Raw genomic sequence first — 26,714 nt, forward strand, 5'->3', positions numbered from 1 at the left:
GGGCTCTAAAGCCGGGGTCTATAGCTGCGCGCGTGTTTGGCGGAATGTTCAGCTGGCGAGCTGGCGCCGGACGAGGGCATCGCGCCGGATGCCTGAACGGGAGTGCCGCGGAAGTGCCAGCTTGTCCAGCACCTCCAGCGCGCTCTGGTGCTCGTTGAAGGTGTAGAGGTGGATACCGGGCGCGCCGGCATCAAGGGCTGCGTTGGCCAGGTCCACGGTGGCATCGACGCCGATATGGAGGCGTTCGATGTCGTTGTCCGCGCCGGCCAGGCGTTCCATCAGTTCGGGAGCGGGCTCCACTCCCGCCAGTTCGCCCAGCCGGTTGAGCCGGCGGAGGCTGGTGAGCGGCATAACGCCGGGAATGATGGGGATGGTGACCCCGGCACGGCGTGCCCTGGCGAGGAGATCCGCGTATTGCCCGCTGTGGAAAAACACCTGCGTGATGGCGAAGTCCGCGCCGGACCGCTGCTTGGCGAGCAGCACCTCGACATCGTGCTCCTCGCTCGGCGATTCGGGATGACGGGTGGGGTACGCCGCCACGCCAACCGCAATCTTGCCCGCGCACAGCAGCGCCGAACGGCGCTGCTCCACCCGGCGGATGAGTTCGATCAGGTCCTGGGCGTACCGGAGGGCCCCGGAAACAGGTTCGCCGCCGTCCTTGGGAAGATCGCCCCGCAGCGCCAGGATGCCGCGCACACCGGTGTCCAGCAGTTCACCGATGATCCCCGCCAGTTCCTGGGGCGTGTTGCCAACGCAGGTCAGGTGGGCCAGCGGCCGGAGGGTGGTTTCGAGCAGGAGCCGGTTGATGAGTTCGACGGCGGTGTCCCGGTTGGAGCCGCTGGCACCATAGGTGACGGAGACGTAGTCGGGCTCCGTGGTTTCCAGTTCGCGGATGGTGGTCCAGAGCGTTTCCGCAGCTGCCGGCGAACGGGGCGGGAACAGCTCATAGGACAGCGCCACCGGGGCGGCGTCGGAGAGGTTCGGGTGTGTGTCAATAAGGCTGGGTGGCGACATTTGCATCCTTGGCTTTGGGCCATTGGAGGCTCCCCTGCCAGGAAATGGACGGGAAGCCGGCAATGAATTGAGTTTGGGGAACACGAAAGAACTCCACAAGGACGCAGCCGCGACTGTTACGCCTGAAATGAAGTTGTCCGTGAGCAAATGTCAGGCCCACATGGGGGCACCCACACCCTCCGCAACGGAGGATCGCTGACACGTTACCGCGGTAACTTGTATAGAACTCTAGGAGCGCCTGGAGGAGCATTCAAGTTGCGCCCCGAATTAAGACGCAGTCTTACGCCTTGTTTCGCCACACAGCGCAATAATCTTCGCTGCCCGGCCCCTTAAAGTTGCCCAACACCCCAAGTCACCAGGGACGCTCAGGACCGGGAGCGGCTCCGGTGTCCTCAAGGTAGTCCGCCCGTTCCCGGCCATTGTTACGCTCGCGCTGGGACTCCCGTCCACTTTCCTCCAACTGTTCCAACTGGTTCAGGCTCGGGGAATCGGCTTCGGGCTCCGCCGGTACATTCTCCTCCGCCGCGTCTGCCTGTTCCCCGGCGGAACCCGTGGCCGCCGCGAGTTTCCCGTTCAGGCGCCCTTCAGCCTCGCTCAGCTTCCCGCCGGCTGCAGCAGCGGGGCGCTCGGAAAAGCAACCGCCCGGAGCCGCGCCGGCGGCCTCCAGCGCTTCGGTAAACAGGGCAGCAGCAGACGCAGGATCCTCCGAACGGAGCTTGGCGTCGCCGAGCCGCTCAATGGCCAGGACCAGGTTAAGCCGGATGATGCACGCATCCTGTAAGCCAGCGGAGCCGCCCGGGACAAGTTCCAGGGCTTCCTCGAAGCGCAGCCGGGCAGCGGCAAAGTTGCCGGTGAGCGCCTGCGCGTCCCCGACGGCGAAGGGAGCCTTGTGCGGCTCCACGATGTTCCCGGCCTGCAGCGCGTCTGCCGCGAACTCGACGGCGGCGGCATCCTTCGCGTCGAAGGCCCTGGCGGCGTGCCCCGCAAGTGGGTCCAGGCTGAGCAGCTTGGCCGCAAGGCACAGCACCAGCAAGGCGGGCAAGGCCGACCACACCAGCAGGCGGCGCCTCATCGCACCATCTCCTTTGCCTGGTTGTCGCGTGCCTCCCGCTGTGACCCGCCGGCGGCGGGCCGCAGTTGACGCAACTGCCGAATGATCGTCAGGATCTCGGCCAGGCCGAGAACGAAGGCACCGGCGGCGAGGAGCCAGTAGAACTCGGTTCTGCCCCCGAGGGTACCGTCTTCTGCTGTGCGATCCAGTGCGCCGGGGCGCGCCTGCTGCAGCATGGCAGGGACGGCGTCCCCCGCAGACCGGTGCACATAGGGCAGGCCGAGTTGGCCCGCAATCTCCCGGAGCCTGCCCTCATCAATGACGGACATTGCATCCCTCGCGGAACCCCCGCTGGTGTCCTGGATGTAGGGGGCATCGCCGTCGGACTCCAGCCCGGTGTTCTCCTTCATGCGTCCACCGCCGGCGGTTCCGTAGCCCAGCACCGCTCCCCCGGCCACCAATCCGTCGTCAAGCTTCAGGGGCGCTGGTTCCTTCCCGCTGGTTTGCTCGCCGTCACCCAGGTAGAAGATCAGCCGGGGCCGGCCCGGATGACTGTCTTTGGCGGCGGCCAGGCGTTCAGCCAGCACCTCGCGGGCAGCGGTGATGCTGCTGCCCCTGGCATAGGCGGTGACTTGCGGCTGGAGGATGGAAGTGATGGTTTCCAGTGCGGAGGTGTCGGTGGTCAGGGGCATCCGGACGTGCGCTTCGGTGTCGAAGGTGATGACGGAAAAACGTGCACCGGGCAGTTCCTGGGCGACCGCCATGATGTCCTGGCGGACGCCGTCAAGCCGTGGGGCGCCTTGTCCGTAGTCCTCGGCCACCATGCTGCTGGTGGTGTCCACCACAAAGAAAACGTTGAGGTCCGCGGTGGCCGCCTGGGCGGAGCCGCCCGGCAGCCCGGGCCGGAGTGCTGCCGCCAAGAGGAGCAGCACCAGCACGCTGCGGCGGACCTCCGTCCGGCCGGCCGGCCTTCGCCGGCCGAGAATCATCCGCCGGCCCAGGAACACCAGTGCGGCGGCGATGACGGGCAGGAGGAGCCACCACGGCAGGATCGGCTGCAGCGTCATGGCCGGAGCCGCCACGACGCCACAGCAAGGACAAGTCCGGATAACAACGCGAAGGCAAGCGGCAGGTCAGGCCGCTCGGTGACCACAGCGCGCCGCGCGCCCTGGAGGGCGGATGCTTCCGTTTCCTGCACCGCACGCACAATCCCGGGCACCGCCTCCGCGCTGTCCAGGGCGTAGTAGGCTCCGCCGCCCAGCTCGGCGGCTGCCCTCAGTTGCGCCCCGGGCTGGCCGGCATCGCTGCCGTAATCCAGGTCTCCAGGATTCAGGGCATAAACACGCACGCCCCGCTCCTTCGCCATTCCGGCAGCCTCCGGGAGCGTCAAAATTGGATCTCCGGACACAAAGTTGTCCGTGGCAAGGACCACCGACCGCGAGCGCTGTGGCTGACGGCCTGCCTGGTCCGCCGCGCTTCCTTGGTCGCTGCCTTCCTGATCCCGACCCGGCGGGAAGCTGGTGACGCAGGAGGCCAGGCCGTCCCCGATCAACGATGAGCCGCGCCCGCTCCAGGTGCCGTCGAGGAAGCCGGACGTGCCGGGTTTCCCGTTGAAGGCGTCGCGTGCCAGCTTCAACTGTTCCCGGGCGTACCCATAGTCGTCCGTGAGGGGGAAGACCTGGATGGCTGTGCTGTCAAAGATGGTGAGGCCGATCCGTTCACCCTTGAAGTCTTGGGCCAGCCGGGCGAACACCTCCACCACCTCCGCGTCTGCGCTGCTCATGGATCCGGATGCATCCAGGCAGAGGACAATGTCGCGGTTGTGCTGCTCCGGCCGGATGGTGCCAAGGTCCACCGGCCGCGCTGCGGCCAGCAGCGTTGACGCCAGCAAGGCGCCGCAGGCGCTTGCTGCTACTGCCAGCCAGCGGCGGTGCCGACGCAGCGCTGCCTGGTACTCAGGCAGCGAGGTAAGCCTTTCCGCGTGGGCTGCCGGCCGGCGTCGTGCGTTGGCATTCCTGTCCGGACGCAGTGCCGCCCATGCCGCGAGGCCGGCCCCGACGGCACCCAAGGGAACCAGCCACCAGAACATCAGCTCCATGAGCGCACCGCCTCGCGTGCCGTGGCGGCAGAGGCTGCGACGGCGGGCAGCGGTTCGGACCCGAACTCGCCGGGGTACAGCGCGCCAACAGCCTCCGCGGCCCTGGGCAGGGGGTGCCTCGTGAGGTCGGCATGCGTCATCCTCGGCGCGTCCACCCCGGTGGCGTCGCGGACGAAGCGGCGGAACAGGAGGCTGATCTCCTGATGGGCCGCACGGGCGCTGATGTTCCCGGCGGCTGCCTCCTGCTCCACGTCATCGATCCGCTGGAGGTAGGCCGACTGGAGTGCGGGCAGGTCGGTGAGCGGTGCCGGGAAGGAAGCGGACCCCGGCCGGGGGCGCCTGGTGCTGGCAAAGACAAACGTGTACCAGGCAGCCACCAGCAGCAACAGAATCGCGCCTGCCCACGTCCACAGCGGGCTGTATTGCAGCGGTCCAAGAAATTCGGGGTCAGCCTGCACGCCGGTGCCTTTCCAGGAGTGCGAACAGTTCGGTCACCACGTCCTGGCTGCCGGCAACCGAGCCCTCCGTGATTCCTGCCTGGCGCAGCATGTCCTGCCGGCCGGCGTCCCTGTCCTTCACGGACCGGGCATACGCTGTGGCTACTCCCGGAGACCCGGCCAGGTGCCCTATCAGTGGCGTGGAATCGTGCACGCTGTACCAATCCCCTGCCGTGGCCAGTTCCGCATCGCGGACAGTGAGCCAGAGGATCTCGTGCTGCGCCCGAAGCCGGCGGAGCAACCGGGCCAGCGAAGGGGTGGCCGCTATCTCGTCCGCCACGACGAACAGCAGGAACCTGCCCTTCACGGTGCGGGCCACATGATCAAGCTGGTCCTCAAGCCGGCTGGCAGCGGAATCCACAGTGGCATTGGCATCCACATGGCGCAGAAGCCGTTCCAGGTGCGCCTCGCCGCCTTTGGCCGGAAGCGATCTGGTCCCGCGGGCATCACCACACACCAGGCCCACCACGTCGCCGTGGCGGTGGGCCAGGTACCCCACCATCCCCAGCGCCATGATGGCAATATCCTTTTTGGTCTCGCCGCCCGCTGCTTCGGCCACCATATTGCGCCCGGTGTCCGTGATGAGCAGGACTGTCTGCCGCCGGACGGCCACGTACCTCCTGATCAGCGGCGAGCCGTGGCGCGCCGTCGCCTTCCAGTCGATGTCGCGGACCTCGTCGCCCGGCACATAGGCGCGGAGGTCATCAAAGTCCAGGCTGCGTCCGCGGAACACGGAACCGTATTCGCCGTCGAGCATGCCCTGGACCTTGCGGTGCGCGAAGATGGCCACCTTCGACTTCACCCGGTGGAGGAGGCTGGTCATCCCGGCCTCAGGGTGTCTGGACTGCGGCGACCACGGCGTCAATCACCGTTTCCACCGGCACCTGTTCAGCCACGGCCTCAAAATTCAGGATGAGGCGGTGCCGCAGGACCCGGTGGGCGAGCGACTTCACATCCTCCGGGATCACATGGTCCCGGCCCTGCAGCAGGGCCACTGCGCGGGCTGCCTGGCTGAAGGCGATGCTGGCCCGCGGACTGGCACCGAACTCGATAAAGCCGGCAAGCCGCGGGTCGATGTACTGCTGCGCGTTCCGGGTGACGTAGGCCAGCCCCACGATGTAATTGATCACCGAAGGATCAATGTAGATCCGCTTCACCACGTCCTGGACCCGGGCCACCGCGTCCAGGGACGCCGCAGCCGCCGGTTTCTGCCCGTCGGTGAAAACCCCGGTGTCAATCCGGCGGATGATCTCGGCCTCCTCTGCCGGCGAGGGATAGTCGAGGACGTCCTTGAGCATAAAGCGGTCCATCTGGGCTTCCGGGAGCTGATAGGTGCCCTCCTGCTCAATGGGGTTCTGGGTGGCCAGGACCAGGAACGGGGACGGCAGCCGGTACTCCTGGCCGCCAATGGACGTCTGCCGTTCCTGCATCGCCTCCAGCATGGCGCTCTGGGTCTTGGCGCTGGAGCGGTTGATCTCGTCCAGGAGCACGATGTTGGCGTGGACCGGGCCCAACTGCGTGACGAAGGTTCCCTTGGCGGCATCGTAGATCTGCGTCCCTACAATGTCGCTGGGCAGCAGGTCCGGGGTGCACTGGATCCGGCGGAACTCGGCGCTGATGGCTTCGGCGACCGTATGGGCAGCCGTTGTTTTGGCCAGGCCAGGAACGCTCTCCAGCAGGATATGGCCGCCGGTGAGCAGGCCCACCAGCAGCGATTCCCGCAGCCGGGACTGTCCCACCATCTTCGCGTCGAAGCTCCTGGAAATGTTGGCCGCAACCTGCTGCGCCCGTGCCAGCTCCGCCGGTTCGATCCTTGCCGAAGAGCTGGTCTGAAGCACTGCAATTCCCCCTGGTAGCTGTGTTGGGCAGGCGTTCCGGCCGGACCGCACCCCGTTCGCCATCCTATCCAAGCCCGGCCCGCCGGTTCCGGCAATGGGCACCCCTCCCCACCGCGGCTCCTCAGGTCTATCCTTTTGACATGAGCGAGCTTCCAGCCAGTTACAAGGAGTTTCTCGCCGACAAAAGCGAGATGTTCATCAGCACCGTCAAGCCTGTCCTGCAGCAGTCAGCCGCGGACAAGCTCCACGGAGTCCGGGTTGTTTACAACCCCGGCTCCACCGGCCACCAGGCACACCTGGACGACAGCATCCCGTACGGTGTTGTCCTCGAGGATATCGACTAGGAGGCCTCAGCCCCTGACCGCGCCCGACAAGGCGAATGAGCTGCCGGCCCCCTTGGCCACGATGGCATACAGGGCCAGCACCGGCAGGGAGTACAGGATGGAGAACGCGGCCAGCTGGCCGTAGGCAACTGCCCCGTGCTGTCCAAAGAAGCTGAAGATGGACACCGCCGCCGGCTGCTTCGCCTCGGACAGGAGCAGCACGAACGGGACGAAAAAGTTTCCCCAGGCCTGGATGAACACAAAAATGAACACGACACCGAGCCCCTGGCGCATCAGCGGCAGGACGATGGTGCGCAGCGCCGCCATCCTGGACGCGCCGTCCACCCACGCCGCTTCCTCCAGGGACACCGGCACGGCGTCCATAAAGTTCCTCGTCATCCAGATCGCCATGGGCAGGGCGGTGGCGGCCATAAACAGGACGGTGGCCGGCATCGAATCCAGCAGTTCCAGCTGGACGAAGAGTCCGTAGACCGGCACCATGATGGCCGTGATGGGAAGGCACGTGCCGAGGAGCACAGCGTACATAAACGGTGTGTTGAACCGGGACCGGTAGCGGGACAGCGGGTACGCGGCGAACACGGCCGCCACAAGCGTGACAGCAGCCGTCCCGGCCGAGAGGAGCAGGCTGTTCCACAGCGGCTGCAGCAGCAGCGCGGGTGTCATCACGGCGGCGAAATTGTCGAGGGTGACGGCGCCTGGAACCCTTGTTTCGTGGCCTGCCTCGGCGTCGAAGGAGGCCAGGACGAGCCAGAGCAGCGGCAGCACAAAACAGGCGCACAGGACCAGCAGCGCCACGTCGGCAGGACCGCTGCGGCGGTGCCCCGGCCTGCCCGGACCGGCGGCCCCCTCGGAGGGCGCCGCCCTGGACGCCCTTGCCGGTGCCGTCAACGCTTCCCCTCCCTCAGCAGCCGGATGTAGCCAACACCGAACACCGCTCCGATCAGGAGCAGCACCGAAGCCACCGCGGTCCCGTACCCGATGTCACCGAACTTGAAGGCCTCCTGGTAGGCCAGGACCGGGAGGGTGGTGCTGGCGTTGGCCGGTCCGCCTGCCGTCATCACCCAGACCAGGGTGAAAACGGCGAGCGTCTGCAGCGTAATGAGCATCAGGTTGGTGGCGATGCTCCCGCGGATCATGGGCAGCGTGATGAAGGCCAGCCGCTGCCAGCCGCCCGCACCGTCCATCTGGGCCGCTTCGGCCACTTCAACCGGGATATCGTTCAGGGCCGCGCGGTACACCAGCATGGAAAAGGCCGTGCCCCGCCAGACGTTTGCCAGTACCACCGCCGCCATCGGCCAGGAATAAAGCCAGTCCGGCTGGGTCATCCCCAGGCCGCCCAGCAACTGGTTCAGCGTCCCGTCCCTGCTGAAGTAGGCGTACGCGGCAAAGGCCGCCACTATCTCGGGAAGCACCCAGGCCGCCACCACTGCGGTGCCCACCAGCGAAGACACAGCCCGGCGCGCGCGCCGCATCAACACGGCGAGGGCCAGCCCCAGCAGGTTCTGGCCCAGGACAGCAGAGCCCGCCACGAACAACACGGTCAGCCCCAACGAGAGGGGAAATACCGGGTCCAGCAGCAGCCGCTGGTAGTTTTCCAGCCCCACCCACTCCGGGTTGCGGGCGTTCCTGCCCGTTAGCCCGGTATTGGTGAAGGACGCCTGAAAAGCCCAGAACACGGGACCTGCAAGGAAAACAAGCAGCAGCAGGAGGGCAGGCAGGACGGGCAGGTAGCGCAGCAGCCCACGTTCCCCCATTCGGGCCGGCACCGCTTACTTCCGGACGGTCTTGTCGCCGCCCACGATCTCCACCACGGCTGCGTCATAATCCGCTGCCGCCTGTTCCGGCGACTTGGCGCCGGTGATCACCGCCTCCGTTGCCTCCTGGACGGCCGCTGAGATGCGCGGGTAGTCGGATGTGGCCGGGCGGTAGCGGGTGACCGAGACGAGTCCCGAGACGTCCTTCACGAACGGGTTGGCTGCCTGGTAGCCGGAGTCCTCCGCGACGTCGCTTCTGACCGCGATCTGGGAACTTTCGAGCGTGAACTTCAGGGAATTGTCCCGGTTCAGTGCCGAGTTGAGGAATTTGAAGGCGAGGTCCGGCTCCTTTGTCCCGGCTCCGATGGCAAGCGTCCAGCCTCCGGACATGCTCACGGCACCGGGGCTGCCGCCGTCCTGCGTGGGGAACGCGGCAACGGCCATGTCCTGCGCGTAGCCGGGCCATTCGTAGCTGCCGCCCTCCTGCCAGAACGACGGCGCGTAGGAACCCTCCACGGTGGCACCCAGTTTTCCGGTGGGGAACCACTCGCCGAAAACCTTTTTCCAGACGTTCGCATCCAGCGCCTCGGCAGGCGTCACTGCCAGTCCCTCGTCATAGAGGGTTTCGAGGAAGCCCAGCGAATCCTTGAAACCTGCAGAACCCACCACCCACTTTTTTGACTCCTCGTCGTAGAGGGTGGATCCGGTGCCGTAGAGGAGCTCATAGAAACCCTGCATCACGGTTCCTTCGCCGGTGCCCTTTCCGGCGTACATGTTGAAGGGGATCACCGATGGATTGTCCGCCTTGATCTTCCGGGCCGTATCCAGGATGTCCTGCCAGTTCCGCGGCTCCCAGGGGAGACTGATCCCGGCGGCTTCGAAGACCTTTTTGTTGTACCAGATGGCCCGGGTGTCGGTGCCCAGCGGCACTGCGTACGTTCCGCCGTCGTCCGCGCGCCCTGCTGCCTTGGCACCGTCGTCGAACTTTTCCCAGTCCGCCCAGCCCTCCAGGTGGCTGTCCAGCTTCAGCAGGTAGCCGGCGTCGACGTCGGAGCGGACTTTGAAGGTGTCCTCGTAGAAGATGTCCGGCGCTGTGGACGGCGATCTCAGGGCAAGGGCCAGCTTGGTGCCGTAGTCGTCGTCGTTGCCCTGGATGGGCTGCAGCTCAACGGTGACTCCCTGGTTGGCCGCCTCAAACTCCTGCTTGGCAGCCTGGAACATCGTCTCCAGCGCGGTGAAGGAATCGGTCTTCTGATAGACCACTTTCAGGGTCTTGGAGCTGTCCTCGGGAGACGCCGGGGTGCACGCCGTGAGGATGAACAGTGCGGAAGCGATCAGGGACATACTCTTCAGGGCCGGGCGACGCATGGTGCTCCATTCGATCGAAGGCTGCGGACCCCGTTGTCAGCGGGCCCCAGCCGCGGCAATACGCAAATGCTAGATGGATGTCCCGCCCCCGACAAGGGGAGGACTCCCTCAGCTTTCCAGGAGCAGCCTCTGGGCACGCGGTGCCAGGGTGTGTTCCAGGACCAGGGAGGCCGCGCCAATGGCGCCCACGTCCTCGCCCACCCCGGTGCCCACCACCTCGATGGGATGGATCAGCCGCGCAGCGCTGTTGGCGTCCAGCAGCGGCGGCACTTTCTCGAGGTAGCGTTCGGCCAGGCCACTCCAGAACGGCCCGCCGAAAACCACCCGTTCAACGTCAAGGGCATTGGTGACCACCGACACCGCGCGGGCCACCAGTACCGCGGACTTGTCGATAATGGCCAGCGCCTGTTCGTCACCGGCGTCCGCGAGTTCGCACAGCCGGGCGAAACTTTGCTGTACCTCGGCGCCGCTGTTGCCGGACCGGGAGCCATCCAGGATGCCGGCGGCCTCGGCCTCGGCCACCAGGACCTGCGGGATGCAGGAGGATTTGACGCAGCCGCGCAGGCCGCAGTCGCACGGCGGGCCGTCCGGATCCACCACGATGTGTCCGATCTCGCCTGCATTGCCTGATGTGCCCCGCACCACCTCGTCGTTGAGCACGATCCCGCAGCCGATGCCGGTGCCCATGTACATAAAAATGAAGCTGCCAGCTCCGCTCGGACCGCCAGCCCAGGTTTCCGCCACAGCCGCGCTGGTGACGTCCTTGTCCATCAGGACGGAGTATCCGGTGGCCTCGGACAGCGCGTTGCGCAGTTCCACCCGGTCCCAGCCGGGAAGGAGCGGCGGGTCAACCACTGTGCCGTTGTCCAGGTCGATGGGGCCCGGGGCCGCCACGCCAAGGCCTGCGATCCTGTCCCTGTCCACCCCGGAGTCTTCCACCAGTTGGGCGATCTCGGCGGCAATGGTGGAAATAACCGCCGAGGGATCGTTGCCGCCGGGTGTCTTGATGCGGGAGTGCTGCACCACCGCGCCCACCAGGTCCAGGACCACGAATGTCGTCACGGCGGGGTCCAGGTGGACGCCGACGGCGAACATCCCGCGAGGATTAAGGCGGAGGATGGTGCGGGGCTTGCCGGGGCCGCTGCCTTCCTTGCCGGCCTCGACTATGAGGTTCTGGTCCAGGAGGCGTCGGGAAATGTTCGAGATGGTCTGCGGCGAGAGCCCCACGATCTGTGCCAGTTCCACCCTGCTCAGGCCGCCGGAGGCCCGGCGGACGGCGTCGAGGATCACCGTCAGGTTGAAGTCGCCCATCCGGGGCAGGTTCGTGCCGCGCCTCGGTGAGGATTGACGGATCTCAGTCACGAACGTCCCCTTCGTCTTCGGCACAAACATACTGATGTCTGAATCGTACGTTACGTACCGGCACAGACCCATAGGAACGGCCGACGGCGCGGCGGCGCCTTCTGCGGCGGGCGGGCGGGGCGGTGACGTGGGGCGGTTCGCTGCCGCCGCAAGGGTCAGAGCGGCCCGCGGCGGGTGCTCAGGGTCACCGTGAATTTGGGATTCTGGCCCTTCACGACAGTGGGGCCGACGTGGCGTTCGAGGGCCGGGAGGTAGGCCAGGTGCCGGTTGAACACGGTCCACAGTTCACCGCGGGGGGCCAGTACCCGGCCTGCTGCTTCGATGAGCTTCAGGCCCGCTCCGGCATGGACACCGGCACCCACGTGGAACGGCGGATTCAAGAGGATCAGGTCTGCGCTGCCGTCCGCCAGCGTGGCCATGGCATCGTCCTGCAGGACGCGGACCTGCCCGGCCAGTCCGTTGGCGGCGGCCGTTGCCAGTGCGGAGGCCACCGCTGCGGCTGACTGGTCGGTGGCAGTGACAGTTGAGCCTGGGTGCTGCCGGGCATACATGGCGGCAAGGATGCCGGTGCCGCAGCCAAGGTCCACGGCGTGCTGTGCGGTGCGCATGGAGGGCAGGAACGTCAGCAGGAACCGGGTGCCGATGTCCAGCCGCGGGCCGGCGAACACGGCCCCGTGGGCAGCAACGTTGAGATCGATTTCGGCGAGGTGTTCGACGACGGGAAAGCGCTCCGGCCGGTCGTTCCCGCGCGGACCAGCGGCCACGATCACGCGCGATTTCTGCCTGGCGAGCTGGGGTGTGACGGAGCTGAAGTGGCGTTCCAGGACCGCGTTCATCCCCAGGGACATGTGCTTCACCCGGCCGCCGGCCAGGAGCACCACGTCCGGCGCGGCGTGCCGCGCCACCGCCGCCGCGATCTGGTCCAGCTCCGCAAGGGTCTTGGGCAGTTGCAGCAGGACCATACCCGCGCCCTCGAGCAGTTCCGGGCCGAGGGGAAACTGGGTGAAGCCGGCTTCCGCGGCATTAGCGCCAAGCACCTCGGCAGCGTTCAGGCGCAGCGCCTGCTCACCGGTGATGAGGTCCTGGTGCACCCTCAGCGTCCCGGGACTGAGCACCGCCAGCGCGCCAAGGGTCAGGGCGCCGTAGCGGTCACCAATGACCGTCAAGCTGCTTCCCGGCAGCATCCGTTCGGCCGCGGTGTCCAGCAGCAGGCGGTCCGTTGCATCCCAGGCCTGCAGGTTGGGTGCTTCCACGTCCGGCCGCCGCCGGAGCATCGGGAGGACGTCCTCAAGACTCTTTACTGCCACCTGGTTCCTGCCGCCTTCTCCTGTTTGCGAAACTCCGTCCGGGCTCCAGACGGTCAGCCCCAATTTACCGTTCCGGCCGGGCGGATCCCGGGCAGTTTCAAGATTGCGGCCACAGCGGCGCGTCCGGCGCGGTTAGCGCCGATGGTGGACGACGACGGGCCGTAGCCCACCAGGTGGACGCGCGGCTCGCCGGCCACCTGCGTTCCGTCCATCACGATGCCCCCGCCCGGGCCGCGAAGGTGCAGCGGGGCGAGGTGTTCAAGTTCCGCCCGAAAACCGGTGGCCCACAAAATGACGTCTGCTGCCAGGTGGCCGCCGTCCGCCAGCCAGACGCCGTCGGGTTCGATGGACGTGAACATGGGCTGCCGGTTGAGGGCACCCCGTGCTGCCGCCGCCCGGAGTGAAGGCGTCCAGATCAGGCCCGTCACGGACACAACATTTTGCGGCGCCAGGCCTTGGCGCACCCGCCCCTCCACCAGTGCCACGGCGTCGTGCCCGGCCTTCGCATCAAACTCGGCGTCCCGCCACACCGGCTCCCGCCGCGTGAACCAGCTGGTGGTGGTGACGAGGGAAATTTCGTCCAGGAGGCCGACGGCGGATATCCCGCCCCCGACCACAATGACGTGTTTGCCCACAAATTCTTCGGCCGAAACGTAATCGGCCACGTGCAGTTGCCTGCCCCGGAACGTGTTCTGTCCGGGATAGATCGGCCAGAACGGCCGGGTCCAGGTGCCGGTGGCATTGATCACCGCGGCGGCGCTCCATTCCCCGCTGGACGTGCTGACCAGCAGCCTTCCTGCAGGGTCCTCATCTTCGCGGCTGACGGACCGTACCTTGACCGGGCGCCGGACCGACAGGTCCAGTTCTTCCTCATAATCGCGGAAATAGCGGGTGAGGAACTCCGAACTGGGCTCCCTGGGGTCCACGGCGGGCTTGGCAATGCCGGGAAGATCGCTGATGCCGTTGACCGTAGCCATCCGGAGGCTCTTCCACCGGTGCCGCCACGCACCGCCCGGCCCTTCCTCGGCGTCGAGCACTGTGAAATCCAGTCCGCGGCGCTGGAGGTGGTACGCGGCCGAAAGCCCCGCCTGGCCCGCGCCAATAACAACAACGTCGGCACGGGGAGAATTCACCCACCCATGATAGTCGTGCGGTGTGTCCCTCCCTTAGGGTTGGCCCAAGGACAAAGGGAGGACCGCCATGGCCATCAGAAACGGGAATGCAGATCGGCTCGCGAAGGCGCTGGCGATTGTGCTGGGCACCGAGGAAATCCCGCTCAGGCTGCGGGCGTGGGACGGTTCCGAGGCGGGACCGGACGGGGCGCCTGTCCTGGAATTCCGTTCACGCCGGGCTTTGCGGCGGATCCTGTGGTCTCCCGGCCAGCTCGGCCTCAGCCGTGCGTACGTCTCGGGTGACATCGATTCTCCCGGGGACATCTTCGCTGCCTTCACGGCCCTGAGCTCAGCCGGCAAGTTTGCCGAACCCGGGCCGTTCAAGCCGCTCACAGCGGGTGAGCTTTGGACGCTGTTCAGGACGGCGGTAAGGCTGGGAGCGCTTGGCCCGAACCCTGCTCCCCCGCCCGAGGAAGCGCGAGTCGCAAGGAAGGGCCGCGTCCACTCGCGGCGCCGTGATTCGGCTGCCATCTCCCACCACTACGACGTGGGCAACGACTTTTATTCGCTGGTGCTGGGTCCGTCCATGGTGTATTCCTGCGCTGTATGGCCTGAAGCAGCGTTGCCGGAAGCAGGGCCGCCGGAGCCGGCGGAAGAACAGGAGCCGGCGGGTGCCCGCCTGGCCGGTGACTTGGACGCCGCACAGGAAGCCAAACTGGATCTCGTGTGCCGCAAGCTGGGGCTCAAACCGGGCATGCGGGTGTTGGACGTCGGCTGCGGCTGGGGCAGCTTCGCCCTGCATGCCGCCGGCAACTACGGCGTCAGTGTGGTGGGCGTGACGCTGTCCAGTGAGCAGGCCATCCTGGCACGCAAGCGCGCAGCGGACGCCGGCCTCACGGAGAGCGTGGACATCCGCGTGCAGGATTACCGGGATATTCAGGACGGGCCCTTTGATGCCATCAGCTCCATCGGGATGTCAGAGCATGTGGGCCGGGCGGAGATGCCCCGGTACGCGGCCGCACTGTTCAAGCTGCTGCGTCCCGGCGGCCGGCTGCTGAACCATGCCATTTCGTGGAACGCCGGCCCCACCGACCCCGACCCGGATTCCTTTATCCCCCGATACGTTTTTCCCGACGGCGAAATGGTCAGCCTTGGCGACATGGCCATCGCCCTGGAGTCCGCGGGATTCGAGATCCTGGATGTGGAGGCACTGCGCCGACACTACGCGCTTACCCTCCGGGCATGGGTCAGCAGGCTGGAAGAACACTGGGACGAGGCCGTGAAGCTGACCAGCCTGGGCCGCGCCCGCGTGTGGCGGCTGTATATGGCGTCCAGTGCTTTGGGGTTCGAAAACGGGCTGACAGGAGTGAACCAGGTCCTGGTCCAGCGGCCGGGTGGAGACCCGCCGCCGCTGCGCCGCACGGCATGGCTGTAAGAGCCGGTGGGCCCGTTCCCGGAACGCGCCGTCACCTCCTGCAGCCTTCCCCCGAACGCGCCATCACCTCCTGCAGCTTTTTGGGCATTGCTCTATCAGTTCCTGCTGAAGTTCGACGCCGGTGCCGCCGCGGGCAGCGTTCAGGAGGGTTTCCGCTGGAGATGCGAAACGTGGCTCTTCCTATGTGAGGTGGGGGGTGGGACAGTCCGCCGCCCGTGTCAGCAGCACTCATCTGGCACGGCGGTTCAAGGAGCTCATCGGCGTCACGCCGAAGCGGCTGGCCCACACCTACCGCTTCGCCGCCACCGTGTTCGCGATCAACACCACCGGGCCGGGCGACTGGGGCAACCTCGCCGGTGGCGCAGGCTACTTCGACCAGGCCCACTTCGGCCACGAGTTCCGGGCGTTCACAAGGCTCACCCCGACCCGGTACGTCGAAGTCCGGCGGCGGTTCCTGCACGAACATCCCAGCCACGCGCTGGGCGGCTGGCCGCTGCTTACCGATTGATTTCTTACTAGAGCAACAGCTCACGACACGCTAGTGTGGGGGCACCCAAAGCAGAGGAGAGCCCCGTGGGCAAGGTGGTCATGTACAGCTCGGTGTCGGTGGACGGCTTCATCGCGGACGAGCACGACCAGCCCGGACCGCTGTTCGACTGGTTGTCCAACGGTGACGTCCCGTTGGACGAGAGCGGCGAGTTGAAGGTGTCGCAGACGTCCTACGACTACACCCGGCCGTACTGGGGCCAGATCGGGGTCACACTCGTCGGCCGCCACGTCTTCGACATGGCGGACGGCTGGGACGGGAAGCCTCCTAGCGGGATCGACCACGTGGTCGTCGTGACGCACCGGCCGAAGCCCGAGGGCTGGGACCCCGAGGCGCCGTTTCACTTCGTCGACGGCGTCGAGGCAGCCATGGCCAAGGCGCAAGAGCTTGCGGGCGACCGCATCGTCGAGGTCGCCGCTGGTGACGTCGGTGGCCAGGTGCTTGCCGCGGGCGTGGTCGACGAGGTGCGCATGGACGTCGTACCCGTCGTGTTCGGGTCCGGCAAGCGCTACTTCGGGTCGGTCCACGCCCAGCACCTGTTGGAGGATCCCGACGTGGTGATTCAGGGGAACCGGGTGCTTCACCTGCGCTATCGGGTGCGCCCTTGACCGATCTGAGCGGGTAACCGAAGAAGTCCACTGCGAACGGTGACACAAGATCGGGCCTCCGGCTGCGGTTGCTCATCGCTGCCCCGGGACCCATGCGCCAGCCAACATCCAACCAGCGATTACACCCTCAACTGTTAAGAGCCCGTTGAGCATCCTGCCCGGTTGCTGGTCGCACGCGTCAACAAGGCCCGCGGACGTGCAGCCCATCGGCGCCCGACCCCGACCCGACGCGGACGGTGAGCAGCCCGACCTCGCGGTCGGCAGAGCCCGAAAAGTGATGGAGCGTCCACCGATGTGATGCATCAGGTGATGGCGGGTTTTGCTCTGGTGCTCTTAAGGGGACAGCTGCCGCAGCAATAACCAAAAAAGGAACCATCCCGCGGGATGGTTCCTTTTTGGTTCCTCTTCGCTGGAGGATGTCCGGTGGAGCTGAGGGGACTCGAACCCCTGACCCCCTGCATGCCATGCAGGTGCGCTACCAGCTGCGCCACAGCCCCGGACTTTGCTGCCTTGCGGTGTCCCGCCGAAGCAACCTGATCAGCTTAATGCACTTTCGCTCGGTGCGCCAATCGGGGCGATTCGACCTGGCTCCAGAGGCCACCATCCCATTGTCCTAAGGCTTGGGATGGGAGGCAGCAACACAGGCGAAAAACAAAAATCCGCCGGAATCATATGGATTCCGGCGGATTATCGGTGGAGCTGAGGGGACTCGAACCCCTGACCCCCTGCATGCCATGCAGGTGCGCTACCAGCTGCGCCACAGCCCCGAATTATTGCTGCTCTGCGAGCTTTTCTCCCGGGTTTCCCCGGAGCAACTCAAATATCTTAGAACAGCAATTCCGAAAATTCCAAATCGGGCATATTCCGCGTGGTTCCCCTGTTGTTATTCCGCGTCGGAGGCTGCAGCAGCCTTCGCCGAGGTGTCGTCGCCCAGCTGCAGGTCCACCACCGGGCAGTCCTTCCAGAGGCGCTCGAGTGCGTAGAAGACACGGTCTTCTTCGTGCTGGACGTGGATGACGATGTCCGAGTAGTCCAGCAGGACCCAGCGGCCGCCGGAACGGCCTTCGCGGCGCACCGGCCGCAGATCCTGCTTGGCGAGTTCTTCCTCGATGCCGTCGACGATGGCGTTGACCTGCCGCTCACTGGGGGCGGAAGCAATGAGGAAAACGTCGGCCAGGGCGAGGCGTTCGCTCACGTCCAGGGCCACGATGTCCTGGGCAATCTTGTCAGCGGCCGCTTTGGCGGCGGCGCGGGCTGTAATGATGGATGCTTCTGATGCAGTCACGGGACTCCTTGTTGGTTTAAAAGCGTGGGTGCCGGCGGCCGGGCCGGTCAATGGGACAGGCCGCTGATGATCAGGACGATGCCCGAGATGAGGGCCAGGATCCCGAAAGCCAGGATGCAGAACTGGAGGATCCGGTTGCGGTTGGCGCGGGCGAGACCTGCTGTGGCCGCGTCCAGGGGATCGAGTCCATGGGCGGACCGTGCAGGGATGCGCGGCAGGTGTTCAAACGCGTCCTCGGAGTCAACGTTGGCCACCGCTGCCGGTGGAAGCACCGCAGGCTTTGGGCGGCCTGCCGCCCTGGCAGCGGCTTCGGCACGGGCAATGACCTGCGAACGGCCGGTTCCGCCATCGGACGGCGCTGGCCGGGCACCGCCGGCAGGTCGGCGCTTCTTGGTGCCGGCCACAGGAGGAACCTTGGTACCGGGGCGGGTTGTGACCGGAACATGGGACGTTGCCGGCGGCTTCATCACCGGCCGGTCCACCCCGGGCACCTGGACGAATTCCAGCGGGGTGACCATGGCAAGGTTGCTGGCAGCCGAGGGGGCTGGCCGCTGCTCCGAAGGAGCCGCTGCATTTGGTACCTGCCGGGAAGACTTCTGCTGGCCCGGCGCAGGTTTCTGGCCCGCGGCAGGTTTCTGGCCGGGTACAGGTTTCCTGCCCGCGGCAGTATTTTTTCCCGGGACAGGCTCCGGGGCAAGTACCGGTTCGTGGCCGGGTGAAGGTTCCTGGCCCGCTACGGGGACGCCGGTCTGTTCGGCCAGCTTCTGCCTGGCCATGGCCCGGCGGTTCATCACGGCGGCACGTTCTGCCAGCGCAATCTGCTCCGCCAGGACCTGCGGGTCCACCGCTTCCGGATCCAGGGACGCGATGTGCTGCATCTTGGCGATCTGGTTCTTGGCCTGCTCGACGATCAGGGTCCTGGCCGCCAACGCTTGTTCAACGGTCATCCCCTCGGGAGCCGTGGAAGTCCGCGAAGCCGCAACTGGATTGCTGGCAACCTTGGGGTCCCGGACGGCCGGGGAGTTTTCCTTGCCGGAACGGCTTCCGGGCTCGTTCACCACTGGATCGGCTGACGCGGCGGGGGCCACGATCGGGGTAGCGGCGGTAAGTGCCTGCTCCTTGAGCTGCTGCAGGCGGAGTTGGCGCCGTGTGGGCGCACCGCCGCCTGCCAGCTGACCCTCTTTTTCTTCCAGCTCCTTGATGGTCCGCAGTGCGGCCCGGTCCCGGGCACGGATCTGCGAGGAACGCTGGGTGAGTGTCTGTTCGGATGCCTGGGAAGTTGCCCCTGGGGCACCGGGGGCAGGCCGTTTTGCGGCAGGAGAAAGCTCATCCGTACCTGTGGACACGGATGTCTCTTGTCCTTCCCTGGCCTTCCGGAGTTCCCGGCGGCTGCGGATGGGGGGCTGTTCCTGACTCATTGAGAACTCATTCAGTGCTGGCTGGTTCGCTTGCTTCGGAGGTTGGAGCTTTCCCGCCTGCCGGATCCTCCAAGTAAAGGCCGTACTTGGCAATGTACTGCACCACCCCGTCAGGAACGAGGTACCAGACAGGATTGTTCGCGGCCACGCGGGAACGGCAGTCCGTGGAGGAGATGGCCATCGCCGGTACCTCCAGCAGGCTGACATCCGTCCGGCCCATGCCGTCCAGCACGTGCCCCGGCCTGGTCACGCCAACGAAATGGGCCAGGGACCACAGTTCGTCAATGTCCTTCCAGGACAGGATCTGCGCCATGGCGTCTGCTCCGGTGATAAAGAACAGGTCCGCGTCCGGGCGCTGGGCGCGCAGGTCACGCAGGGTGTCGATGGTGTAGGTGGTCCCGGGACGGTCCACGTCAACCCTGCTGACAGTGAACCGAGGGTTGGAGGCGGTGGCGATGACGGTCATCAGGTACCGGTGCTCCGCCTCGGTGACCTGCTTGTGGGACTTCTGCCATGGCTGCCCGGTAGGAACGAAAACAACCTCATCCAGGTCGAACTCCGCAGCCACTTCACTGGCTGCCACGAGGTGGCCGTGATGGATGGGATCAAACGTCCCGCCCATCACGCCCAGCCGCAGCCTGCCATTGGCACCGTTCCGGTGCAAAGCGCGGGAAATGTTAGTGGCCCTGCCCGTGATCGTGCTTGTTCGGGTGCTGGCGGTGCGGATCCGCGTGCTCCTCAGTAGCAGAGTGGCGGTTGCCCAGGTTGTTGTAGGAGAGGGTGATGAACATCAGCACCACCAGGATGGCGAAAATGCTGACGCCGAAAACCCACGGCTCAACCCACAGCGGCGCGAGCTGTTCATGTTCTCCGCCCTCGGCGACGGTTGTGGCAATCTGCTGGAACAGCATGTTCTCCCCTAGTACTCAAAGGATTGTGGCAGCGGAAAGCTCCGCCGTTTCTGACTTCTGGTCTATGTTACCGCGTTGCTACCCGCGGACCTGGCCCTCGCCCTGCACGATCCACTTGGTGGTGGTGAGCTCGGTCAGGCCCATGGGGCCGCGGGCATGCAGCTTCTGGGTGGAGATGCCCACCTCCGCGCCAAGGCCCAGTTCCCCGCCGTCGGTGAACCGGGTGGAAGCGTTGACGATCACCGCGGCGGAGTCCACTTCGCCGATAAATCGCTCGGCGTTGGACAGGTTGTTGGTGAGGATCGCTTCGGTGTGCCCCGTGGTCCAGGTGCGGATGTGCTGCACGGCTTCGTCGAGGCTGTCCACCATGGCAACGGCAAGGTCGAGGTCCATGTACTCGGTGCCCCAGTCCTCGTCGGTGGCCGGTTCCGACTCGATCGAGGCGGGAAGGGCAGCGCGGATGCGCTCGTCGACGTGCAGCCGGACGCCTGCCTTGCTGAGGGCCGCGGCGACGGCGGGCAGCACGGTGGAGCCGGAGTGGACCAGCAGGGTCTCCACGGTGTTGCACACGCTGGGACGCTGCGTCTTGGCATTCAGGAGGATCTCCACTGCCATGTCTTCGCTGGCGGATTCGTCAATGAAGATGTGCACGTTCCCCTCCCCTGTCTCGATGACCGGGACGGCGGAATTGGTGACCACTGTCTGGATGAGGTCACGGCCGCCGCGGGGAATGAGCACGTCCACCCGGCCGCGTGCGCGCATAAGGACGTTGGCACCGGCGCGCCCGTACCGGTCCACGGTCTGCACGGCATCAGCAGGCAGGCCGACCGATTCCAGTGCCTCACGCAGTACGCGGACCAGGACTTCATTGGTGGACTCGGCTGCGCTGCCGCCGCGCAGGATCACCGCGTTGCCGCTCTTGAGGGCAAGTCCTGCAATATCCACCGTGACGTTGGGCCGTGCCTCATAGATGGCGGCAACCACGCCCATGGGTACGTTGACCTGCCGCAGGCGAAGCCCGTTGGGCAGAGTCTGCCCGCGGACCACGTTGCCTACGGGATCAGGAAGGTTGGCCAGATTCTCCAGGGCAGCGACAAGCCCGGCGATCCGGGCATCGGTGAGCGTGAGCCGGTCCAGCATGGCTGCTGAAGTACCGTTGGCTTTGCCTGCCGCGACATCTTTGGCGTTGGCAGCGAGAATGCCTGCCGTGTTTGCCTGCAGTGCCGCCCCCACCGCCCGAAGGGCGCGGTCCTTCCAGGCACGGTTTGCCATGGCCATCCGGCGCGCGGCATGACGGGAACGGTCCGCTATGGCGTGGACCGCAGCTTCGACATCACCGCTGCCGGATACCGGAGCCTCGGCCGGAACCTTTGCTGCAGATGAGTCGGCCGGCTGCACTGTGGAAGCAGCAGCGGTGTCTCCGGAGTTTTCAGCAGTCTTGTGGATCAGGGCCTCAGTCATGTTTCCAAGTTTAGGCGAGCCCGGAGCTCAAACCAGCACCAGGTCATCTACGTGAACGACTTCACGGTCGTAGCCGCTGCCGAGGGCCTCGCCCAGGTCCCGGGTGGAGCGCCCAAGCATCTGCGGCAGTTCAGCAGACGAATAATTGACGAGGCCCCGTGCCACCACCGTGCCGTCGGCACTGGCGATCTCGACGGCGTCGCCCGCCTCGAAGTCGCCGTGCACTGCGGAGATTCCGGCCGGCAGCAGCGAGGTGCGGTGGTGCCGCACTGCCTTGACCGCGCCGTCGTCCAGGACAAGGCGGCCCTGCACGGATGCCACGTGCGCCAGCCACAACAGGCGGACGGGCTTGCGGGCTCCATTAACGGTGAACCAGGTCCCCACGTCCTCACCGTTGAGGGCTGCGGCAGCGTTGGGCGTTGAAGTGAGCAGGGCGTGGATTCCGGAGCCGGCGGCCATGGTGGCTGCCTCGACTTTGGTCTGCATGCCGCCGGTCCCCACGCCGGCTTTGCCGGCCTTGCCGATGGACACGCCTTCGAGGTCGTGGGGGCCTTCAACGAGCGGGATCCTTCTTGCGCCAAGGGCCGGCGGTCCGTCGTACAGGGAGTCGACGTCGGACAGCAGCACCAGCGCGTCGGCCCGTACCAAGTGGGCCACCAGGGCGGCGAGCCGGTCGTTGTCCCCGAAGCGGATTTCGTGCGTGGCCACGGTGTCGTTTTCGTTGACGACCGGAACCACGCCGAGGTTCAGCAGCCGGTCCAGGGCCCGGAAGGCGTTGGTGTGCTGGCTGCGCCGCATCAGGTCCTCGGCCGTGAGCAGCACTTGGCTGACGGTCACACCGTGCGCTCCGAAGGCCTGGGTGTAGCGGGCCATGAGCAGGCCCTGCCCCACGCTGGCCGCAGCCTGCTGGGTGGCGAGGTCGCGGGGGCGCTTGGCCAGGCCCAGGGGTGCCAGGCCGGCTGCGATGGCGCCGGAGGACACGAGGATGATCTCCGTACCTGTATTGCGCTTGGCTGCGAGGGCGTCAGCGAGAGCAGTCAATGACTCCTCGGAGATGCCGCCCTTGATGCTGGTCAGCGACGACGAACCGACCTTGACCACGATCCGGCCCGCGTTGGCGAGCACGCTCCTGTTCACGCACCGGGGAAGCGGCGCCGCGGCTGCCGCCCTAGAACTCATTGTCTGCGTCCAGTCCACTCTCCTTGAGTGGCTTGGCGACCCGCCGGCTGCTCACGGACTCGGTCCAGATGCCGGCCTTGCGTTCTGCCTCAAGTTCGGCCCGTGCGGCGGCCTTGGCGTCCCTGCGTTCCTGCTGCTCTTCGCGCTTCTGGCCGCGGGTGGGGCGGTCGCCGATATCGGCGAAACGGACGTCAGTGCCGCGCGGCGACGCCAGGAGCTCCGCACCGGCCATCATGGTGGGCTCCCAGTCGAAGACCACGCCGTCATCCCCGCCGATCACTACGGTGTCGCCGGGCTTTGCACCCTGCTTGAACAGTTCGGTCTCCACGCCCAGCTTGGCCAGGCGGTCTGCGAGGTAGCCGATGGCTTCCTCGTTGGTGAAGTCTGTCTGCTTGACCCAGCGCTCCGGCTTTTCCCCGAGGATGCGGAACAGCGGCTCGAGGCCCTTCTCCTCACGGCGGATCTTGAAGCCGGACTCATTGACAGCACGCGGCCGCAGTACGGCCGGCTGGACCTTGGGCGGGGCGGCGGCCACGGCATCGCGCGCGGCCTTGACGATCCCGGCCATGGCAAAGCCCAGCTGGCGCAGGCCCTCGTGGCTGGTGGCTGACACTTCAAACACCTGGTAGCCGCGGGATTCAAGCTCCGGACGAACGAAATCGGCCATGTCCTTGCCGTCAGGCAGGTCCACCTTGTTCAAAGCCACCAGGCGGGGGCGGTGGTTCAGCGGAACCACGTCGCCGTCCTGGCCGGCATAGCTCATGTCCACCGCGTACTTTTCGAGCTCGGCCTCAATGACGGCCAGGTCCGAGAGGGGGTCGCGGTCCGATTCAAGGGTGCCGCAGTCCAGGACGTGGACCAGCGCGGCGCAGCGCTCCACGTGGCGCAGGAAGTGGTGGCCGAGGCCCTTGCCCTCGCTGGCGCCCTCAATGAGGCCCGGAACGTCCGCGATGGTGAAGCGGACATCCCCTGCCTGGACGACGCCCAGGTTGGGAACCAGCGTGGTGAACGGATAGTCGGCGATTTTGGGCCGTGCCGCCGACATGGCAGCGATGAGGCTGGACTTGCCGGCGGAGGGGAAACCCACCAGGGCGATGTCCGCGATGGACTTGAGCTCCAGCACGATGTCGCTGGATTCGCCTTCGATACCGAGCAGGGCGAAACCTGGGGCGCGCCGCTTCTGGGACGAGAGCGCAGCGTTGCCCAGGCCTCCGATTCCGCCGGCCGCCGCCACGTACTGGGCGCCTTCGCCCACCAGGTCCGCGAGCACCGTGCCGTCCTTGGACTTAACAACCGTGCCGTCGGGGACGGGGAGGATGAGCGTCTCGCCGTTCTTGCCGCCGCGCCAGTCGCCCATGCCCGGACCTCCATTGGTGGCGTGGCGGTGGGGTGCGTGGTGGTAGTCGAGGAGGGTGGTGGTCTGGTGATCCACGCGCAGGATAACGTCGCCGCCATTGCCGCCGTCGCCGCCGTCGGGACCGCCCAGCGGCTTGAACTTCTCACGGTGGACGGAGACGCACCCGTTGCCGCCGTTACCGCCGGATACGTGCAGTACTACCCGGTCTACAAAGCTGGCCACGTGGATCTCCTCAATGCTGTTTCCTGGACGCCGCGGGGCGCCAAGAAGATTGTAATGCGGTTAAAAGAACAGTGGAGCGGACCAACTGGCCCGCTCCACCGCTTCAGAACTGTTTGTTACTCTGCAGCTGCAGCAGCAACGATGTTGACGACGCGACGACCGCGGCGGGTACCGAATTCAACGGCTCCCGGGGTCAGTGCGAACAGGGTGTCGTCGCCGCCACGGCCAACGCCGGCGCCCGGGTGGAAGTGGGTGCCGCGCTGGCGGACGATGATTTCGCCTGCGGAAACTACCTGGCCGCCGAAGCGCTTGACGCCGAGGTACTGAGCGTTGGAATCACGACCGTTGCGAGTGGAGCTCGCGCCCTTTTTATGTGCCATCTGAAATGCCTGCCTCTAAATTCTGGGGAATCTGCTGAAAAACCTGAACAGTAACGAAGGTTACTGGATACCGGTGATCTTGACCTTGGTCAGTTCCTGACGGTGACCCTGGCGCTTCTTGTAACCGGTCTTGTTCTTGAACTTCTGGATGACAATCTTCGGACCACGGAGGTCGTTCAGGATCTCAGCCGTAACAGTTACCTTGGCCAGGTCAGCAGCGGCAGAGGTGACCTTGTCACCGTCAACCAGGAGCAGCGCGGGCAGCTGAATGGTGCTGCCAGCCCCACCGGCGACGCGGTTCAGGGTAACGAAGTCTCCGACGGAAACCTTCTCTTGCCGGCCGCCTGCGCGGACAATCGCGTACACCACTTGGGAACTCACTTCTCTCGACGTTTATAACTAAATTTGCGTGCGGAACCGACTATCAAAAGCCTGGTTTCTCGCTGTGCCTCAACGCCGTGGGGTCATAACCCAAGTGTTGGCGTAAGCACCGAAGATCCAGAATACGCTAATTCTGTCTTCGGCCGCAAATGAGGCTGGTTCCCGGCGGGTTGCTGTGATAGGTACCACAGCTCAGGTCCGGCGTCCGCACCCTGCCCCACCATAGTACCGGTCCGGCCGCGGGCAGCAGTTCAGGAGTACAGTCGCGGCGCGTCGAAGAAGTCCACTTCGAGGCGGCAGGACTGCTTGAATGCGGTGATCATGGCCTGCCGGTCCGCGGCCGAGGCCTTGCGCCCCGCCTCATCCACGATGGCGATGGCTTGGCGGGTGGCAGCCGCGAAGTCTTCGTCGGCATATGTGCGCAGCCAGGCCGCGTACGGGTGTCCGGCGGGTTCGCCGGCGGCGAGGAACTGGGCGTGCAGCGTGGCGCCTACCTCTGCGTAGAGCCAGAAGCAGGGCAGGACGGCGGCCGCCAGGACAGCATAACTGCCCGACGCCGATGCGGCGGTCAGGTGGTCAACGTAGGACTTTGTTACCGGGCCGAGCTGAGGCTGGACGGAGCGGGTACTCAGCCAGGAGCGGTGCAGTTCAGACTCGACCTCCAGGCACTGCCTGGCTGAGCCGGCCCAAAAGAGCTGTTCTGCCTCCGTTGGCGCCAAGGCACTCGCCCGTGCCAGCACGCGGGAATAGCCGTTGAGGTAGATGGCGTCCTGCGCAAGGTAATACCCGAACTCCTTCTCCTGCAGGCTGCCGGAAGCCAGGCCGCGGATGAAGTCCAGCGCGTGGATATCGTCCAGGTCCTGCCGGGCCTCGGTCCAGAGTTGTGCGGCGAAGCTCCCTTCGGACGGAAGCGGCTGCAGGTGGTGGAAGTGGTGGACCGGGCCGTTGCCGCTTCCCACCTCCAGCGTTCCGGACGCTTCAAGTGCCCCGGCCAGCCAGGGCTTCACTTCGCGCAGCGACGCCTCCCAGTCACCCAGCCGCGCCTGTGCAGTGGCCATCGCGGAGGACAGCGAACATCCCGTGCCGTGGCTGTTGCGGGTCGCCACCCGCTCCCCCTGCAACGTCACCACTTCCGCGGACAGCACGCCCGCGGTGTTGACCAGGGCGTCCGGGCACTCGTTGCCGTCCAGGTGTCCGCCTTTAACCAGCACGGTAGCCCCGGTAGCGGCGGAAAGCGCGCGGCCCTGCTCCAGGGCTCCGGCCCAGCTCCCCTGGACTTCGCCGCCAACAAGGATGGCGAGCTCAACCAGGTTGGGGGTGATGAGGTGGGCCAGCGGCAGGAGAGCGTGCAGGGCGGCTTCGGCGGACTCCTTCAGCAGCCGGTCTCCGCTGGTGGCAACCATCACCGGGTCCAGGACCACGACGGCGGGGCGAACCTTCCGGAGCCAGTCCCCCACCGCCTCGATCACCTCGGCGCTGCCGAGCATTCCGATCTTGACGGCATCGATGCCGATGTCGTCGCTGATGGCGTCCAGCTGCGCGGCCAGGAAGTCGGCAGGCGGCACGTGCACGGACCGGACGCCGTGGGTGTTCTGGGCAGTGAGGGCCGTGATGGCGGCCATTCCGTAGCCGCCGAATGCCGCGATGCTTTTGAGGTCGGCCTGGATGCCGGCACCGCCGGATGGATCGGAGCCGGCAATGGAAAGCACCCGGGGTACAGGCCGCCCTGCCGCGGGGGGCGCATGGAATGTTACCGGGGCGGGTGACGGGGTGGCAGTGGGCATT

General features: G+C 66.3%; 27 protein-coding genes and 2 tRNA genes. 4 read left to right on the top strand and 25 right to left on the bottom strand.

Annotated features, from left to right (window positions below; genetic code table 11):
* Window positions 1-48 precede the first annotated feature (48 nt).
* The 7 genes from FBY31_RS04425 to FBY31_RS04455 all read right to left on the bottom strand — a co-directional run bounded on the left by FBY31_RS04425 (window position 49) and on the right by FBY31_RS04455 (window position 6,498).
* Window positions 49-1,014, bottom strand: a complete 966-nt coding sequence (locus tag FBY31_RS04425; protein WP_142037406.1) for a methylenetetrahydrofolate reductase — start codon at window positions 1,012-1,014, stop codon at window positions 49-51.
* A 352-nt stretch (window positions 1,015-1,366) separates the two neighbouring features.
* Window positions 1,367-2,086: a hypothetical protein gene (locus tag FBY31_RS04430; protein WP_142037409.1), complete on the bottom strand. Its 720-nt coding sequence runs from the start codon at window positions 2,084-2,086 to the stop codon at window positions 1,367-1,369.
* Complete coding sequence (locus FBY31_RS04435; RefSeq protein WP_200833305.1) at window positions 2,083-3,132, bottom strand: vWA domain-containing protein; 1,050 nt, start codon at window positions 3,130-3,132, stop codon at window positions 2,083-2,085. Before FBY31_RS04435 ends, FBY31_RS04430 begins: the two co-directional genes overlap by 4 nt.
* Window positions 3,129-4,163 carry a vWA domain-containing protein gene (locus tag FBY31_RS04440; protein ID WP_142037414.1) on the bottom strand — a complete coding sequence of 345 codons (1,035 nt, stop codon included), beginning with the start codon at window positions 4,161-4,163 and terminating at the stop codon, window positions 3,129-3,131. Before FBY31_RS04440 ends, FBY31_RS04435 begins: the two co-directional genes overlap by 4 nt.
* A complete protein-coding gene (locus tag FBY31_RS04445) occupies window positions 4,154-4,621 on the bottom strand; it encodes a hypothetical protein (RefSeq protein WP_142037417.1) in 468 nt (155 codons plus the stop codon). Before FBY31_RS04445 ends, FBY31_RS04440 begins: the two co-directional genes overlap by 10 nt.
* Complete coding sequence (locus FBY31_RS04450; RefSeq protein WP_142037420.1) at window positions 4,611-5,483, bottom strand: DUF58 domain-containing protein; 873 nt, start codon at window positions 5,481-5,483, stop codon at window positions 4,611-4,613. The genes FBY31_RS04445 and FBY31_RS04450 overlap by 11 nt, the downstream gene beginning before the upstream one ends.
* 7 nt (window positions 5,484-5,490) lie before the next feature.
* Complete coding sequence (locus tag FBY31_RS04455) at window positions 5,491-6,498, bottom strand: AAA family ATPase (protein ID WP_142037423.1); 1,008 nt, start codon at window positions 6,496-6,498, stop codon at window positions 5,491-5,493.
* A 140-nt stretch (window positions 6,499-6,638) separates the two neighbouring features.
* On the opposite strand from FBY31_RS04455, the gene FBY31_RS04460 reads away from it, so the two are divergent.
* Window positions 6,639-6,842, top strand: coding sequence for a hypothetical protein (locus FBY31_RS04460; protein ID WP_104045183.1), 204 nt, complete (start codon window positions 6,639-6,641; stop codon window positions 6,840-6,842).
* Between the two features lie 6 nt (window positions 6,843-6,848).
* Here FBY31_RS04460 and FBY31_RS04465 read toward each other — a convergent pair whose 3' ends face one another.
* The 6 genes from FBY31_RS04465 to FBY31_RS04490 form a co-directional block, all read right to left on the bottom strand.
* On the bottom strand, window positions 6,849-7,730 hold the full coding sequence (locus tag FBY31_RS04465) for a carbohydrate ABC transporter permease (RefSeq protein ID WP_142037426.1): 882 nt from the start codon (window positions 7,728-7,730) through the stop codon (window positions 6,849-6,851).
* On the bottom strand, window positions 7,727-8,596 hold the full coding sequence (locus tag FBY31_RS04470; protein WP_142037428.1) for a carbohydrate ABC transporter permease: 870 nt from the start codon (window positions 8,594-8,596) through the stop codon (window positions 7,727-7,729). Before FBY31_RS04470 ends, FBY31_RS04465 begins: the two co-directional genes overlap by 4 nt.
* Window positions 8,597-8,611: 15 nt before the next feature.
* A complete protein-coding gene (locus tag FBY31_RS04475) occupies window positions 8,612-9,964 on the bottom strand; it encodes an extracellular solute-binding protein (RefSeq protein WP_142037431.1) in 1,353 nt (450 codons plus the stop codon).
* A gap of 108 nt (window positions 9,965-10,072) precedes the next feature.
* Window positions 10,073-11,275: an ROK family protein gene (locus FBY31_RS04480; protein WP_142045048.1), complete on the bottom strand. Its 1,203-nt coding sequence runs from the start codon at window positions 11,273-11,275 to the stop codon at window positions 10,073-10,075.
* 206 nt (window positions 11,276-11,481) lie between these two features.
* Window positions 11,482-12,633 carry a class I SAM-dependent methyltransferase gene (locus FBY31_RS04485; protein ID WP_235012930.1) on the bottom strand — a complete coding sequence of 384 codons (1,152 nt, stop codon included), beginning with the start codon at window positions 12,631-12,633 and terminating at the stop codon, window positions 11,482-11,484.
* A 53-nt stretch (window positions 12,634-12,686) separates the two neighbouring features.
* Window positions 12,687-13,766: an FAD-dependent oxidoreductase gene (locus FBY31_RS04490; RefSeq protein ID WP_142037434.1), complete on the bottom strand. Its 1,080-nt coding sequence runs from the start codon at window positions 13,764-13,766 to the stop codon at window positions 12,687-12,689.
* Between the two features lie 67 nt (window positions 13,767-13,833).
* On the opposite strand from FBY31_RS04490, the gene FBY31_RS04495 reads away from it, so the two are divergent.
* From FBY31_RS04495 to FBY31_RS04505, 3 genes are all read left to right on the top strand, one after another.
* The gene (locus FBY31_RS04495; RefSeq protein ID WP_142037436.1) at window positions 13,834-15,180 is read left to right on the top strand and encodes a class I SAM-dependent methyltransferase; all 1,347 of its coding nucleotides are present in this window, start codon (window positions 13,834-13,836) and stop codon (window positions 15,178-15,180) included.
* A 196-nt stretch (window positions 15,181-15,376) separates the two neighbouring features.
* Window positions 15,377-15,688, top strand: a complete 312-nt coding sequence (locus FBY31_RS04500) for a helix-turn-helix domain-containing protein (RefSeq protein WP_200833306.1) — start codon at window positions 15,377-15,379, stop codon at window positions 15,686-15,688.
* Between the two features lie 65 nt (window positions 15,689-15,753).
* Window positions 15,754-16,335: a dihydrofolate reductase family protein gene (locus tag FBY31_RS04505; protein ID WP_142037439.1), complete on the top strand. Its 582-nt coding sequence runs from the start codon at window positions 15,754-15,756 to the stop codon at window positions 16,333-16,335.
* Window positions 16,336-16,759: 424 nt separating this feature from the next.
* Here the strand turns inward: FBY31_RS04505 and FBY31_RS04510 are convergent.
* The 12 genes from FBY31_RS04510 to FBY31_RS04565 form a co-directional block, all read right to left on the bottom strand.
* Window positions 16,760-16,832 (bottom strand) — tRNA-Ala (locus FBY31_RS04510).
* A 197-nt stretch (window positions 16,833-17,029) separates the two neighbouring features.
* Window positions 17,030-17,102 (bottom strand) — tRNA-Ala (locus FBY31_RS04515).
* Window positions 17,103-17,218: 116 nt separating this feature from the next.
* Entirely contained in the window at window positions 17,219-17,620 is a 402-nt protein-coding gene (rsfS, locus tag FBY31_RS04520; RefSeq protein WP_142037441.1) for a ribosome silencing factor, read from the bottom strand.
* A gap of 47 nt (window positions 17,621-17,667) precedes the next feature.
* Window positions 17,668-19,038, bottom strand: a complete 1,371-nt coding sequence (locus FBY31_RS04525; protein ID WP_142037445.1) for a hypothetical protein — start codon at window positions 19,036-19,038, stop codon at window positions 17,668-17,670.
* A 7-nt stretch (window positions 19,039-19,045) separates the two neighbouring features.
* Window positions 19,046-19,702, bottom strand: coding sequence for a nicotinate-nucleotide adenylyltransferase (nadD, locus tag FBY31_RS04530; RefSeq protein ID WP_268815625.1), 657 nt, complete (start codon window positions 19,700-19,702; stop codon window positions 19,046-19,048).
* Between the two features lie 13 nt (window positions 19,703-19,715).
* Window positions 19,716-19,949 (bottom strand): hypothetical protein, encoded by a 234-nt coding sequence (locus FBY31_RS04535; protein ID WP_142037451.1) that lies wholly within the window; start codon window positions 19,947-19,949, stop codon window positions 19,716-19,718.
* 78 nt (window positions 19,950-20,027) lie between these two features.
* The gene (locus tag FBY31_RS04540; protein WP_142037453.1) at window positions 20,028-21,410 is read right to left on the bottom strand and encodes a glutamate-5-semialdehyde dehydrogenase; all 1,383 of its coding nucleotides are present in this window, start codon (window positions 21,408-21,410) and stop codon (window positions 20,028-20,030) included.
* Window positions 21,411-21,437: 27 nt separating this feature from the next.
* A complete protein-coding gene (gene proB, locus FBY31_RS04545; protein WP_142037459.1) occupies window positions 21,438-22,589 on the bottom strand; it encodes a glutamate 5-kinase in 1,152 nt (383 codons plus the stop codon).
* Window positions 22,579-24,168, bottom strand: a complete 1,590-nt coding sequence (obgE, locus tag FBY31_RS04550) for a GTPase ObgE (RefSeq protein WP_142037462.1) — start codon at window positions 24,166-24,168, stop codon at window positions 22,579-22,581. The genes proB and obgE overlap by 11 nt, the downstream gene beginning before the upstream one ends.
* 116 nt (window positions 24,169-24,284) lie before the next feature.
* On the bottom strand, window positions 24,285-24,548 hold the full coding sequence (gene rpmA, locus FBY31_RS04555) for a 50S ribosomal protein L27 (RefSeq protein WP_009372867.1): 264 nt from the start codon (window positions 24,546-24,548) through the stop codon (window positions 24,285-24,287).
* A 60-nt stretch (window positions 24,549-24,608) separates the two neighbouring features.
* Window positions 24,609-24,917: a 50S ribosomal protein L21 gene (gene rplU / locus FBY31_RS04560; protein ID WP_142045052.1), complete on the bottom strand. Its 309-nt coding sequence runs from the start codon at window positions 24,915-24,917 to the stop codon at window positions 24,609-24,611.
* Window positions 24,918-25,180: 263 nt separating this feature from the next.
* Complete coding sequence (locus FBY31_RS04565) at window positions 25,181-26,713, bottom strand: bifunctional hydroxymethylpyrimidine kinase/phosphomethylpyrimidine kinase (protein WP_142037464.1); 1,533 nt, start codon at window positions 26,711-26,713, stop codon at window positions 25,181-25,183.
* Window position 26,714 lies beyond the last annotated feature (1 nt).

This window comes from Arthrobacter sp. SLBN-100 (assembly GCF_006715305.1).
Taxonomy (GTDB): domain Bacteria; phylum Actinomycetota; class Actinomycetes; order Actinomycetales; family Micrococcaceae; genus Arthrobacter.

Bases quoted from the DNA above. Each gene is read 5' to 3' on its own strand.
- FBY31_RS04525 (WP_142037445.1), bottom strand. From the start codon at position 19,038: ATGAGTCAGGAACAGCCCCCCATCCGCAGCCGCCGGGAACTCCGGAAG.
- FBY31_RS04535 (WP_142037451.1), bottom strand. From the start codon at position 19,949: ATGCTGTTCCAGCAGATTGCCACAACCGTCGCCGAGGGCGGAGAACAT.
- FBY31_RS04470 (WP_142037428.1), bottom strand. From the start codon at position 8,596: ATGGGGGAACGTGGGCTGCTGCGCTACCTGCCCGTCCTGCCTGCCCTC.
- proB (WP_142037459.1), bottom strand. From the start codon at position 22,589: ATGAGTTCTAGGGCGGCAGCCGCGGCGCCGCTTCCCCGGTGCGTGAAC.
- rpmA (WP_009372867.1), bottom strand. From the start codon at position 24,548: ATGGCACATAAAAAGGGCGCGAGCTCCACTCGCAACGGTCGTGATTCC.
- FBY31_RS04440 (WP_142037414.1), bottom strand. From the start codon at position 4,163: ATGGAGCTGATGTTCTGGTGGCTGGTTCCCTTGGGTGCCGTCGGGGCC.
- FBY31_RS04430 (WP_142037409.1), bottom strand. From the start codon at position 2,086: ATGAGGCGCCGCCTGCTGGTGTGGTCGGCCTTGCCCGCCTTGCTGGTG.
- FBY31_RS04540 (WP_142037453.1), bottom strand. From the start codon at position 21,410: ATGACTGAGGCCCTGATCCACAAGACTGCTGAAAACTCCGGAGACACC.
- FBY31_RS04425 (WP_142037406.1), bottom strand. From the start codon at position 1,014: ATGTCGCCACCCAGCCTTATTGACACACACCCGAACCTCTCCGACGCC.
- FBY31_RS04565 (WP_142037464.1), bottom strand. From the start codon at position 26,713: ATGCCCACTGCCACCCCGTCACCCGCCCCGGTAACATTCCATGCGCCC.
- FBY31_RS04450 (WP_142037420.1), bottom strand. From the start codon at position 5,483: ATGACCAGCCTCCTCCACCGGGTGAAGTCGAAGGTGGCCATCTTCGCG.
- FBY31_RS04460 (WP_104045183.1), top strand. From the start codon at position 6,639: ATGAGCGAGCTTCCAGCCAGTTACAAGGAGTTTCTCGCCGACAAAAGC.
- FBY31_RS04480 (WP_142045048.1), bottom strand. From the start codon at position 11,275: ATGGGCGACTTCAACCTGACGGTGATCCTCGACGCCGTCCGCCGGGCC.
- FBY31_RS04435 (WP_200833305.1), bottom strand. From the start codon at position 3,132: ATGACGCTGCAGCCGATCCTGCCGTGGTGGCTCCTCCTGCCCGTCATC.
- FBY31_RS04475 (WP_142037431.1), bottom strand. From the start codon at position 9,964: ATGCGTCGCCCGGCCCTGAAGAGTATGTCCCTGATCGCTTCCGCACTG.
- FBY31_RS04495 (WP_142037436.1), top strand. From the start codon at position 13,834: ATGGCCATCAGAAACGGGAATGCAGATCGGCTCGCGAAGGCGCTGGCG.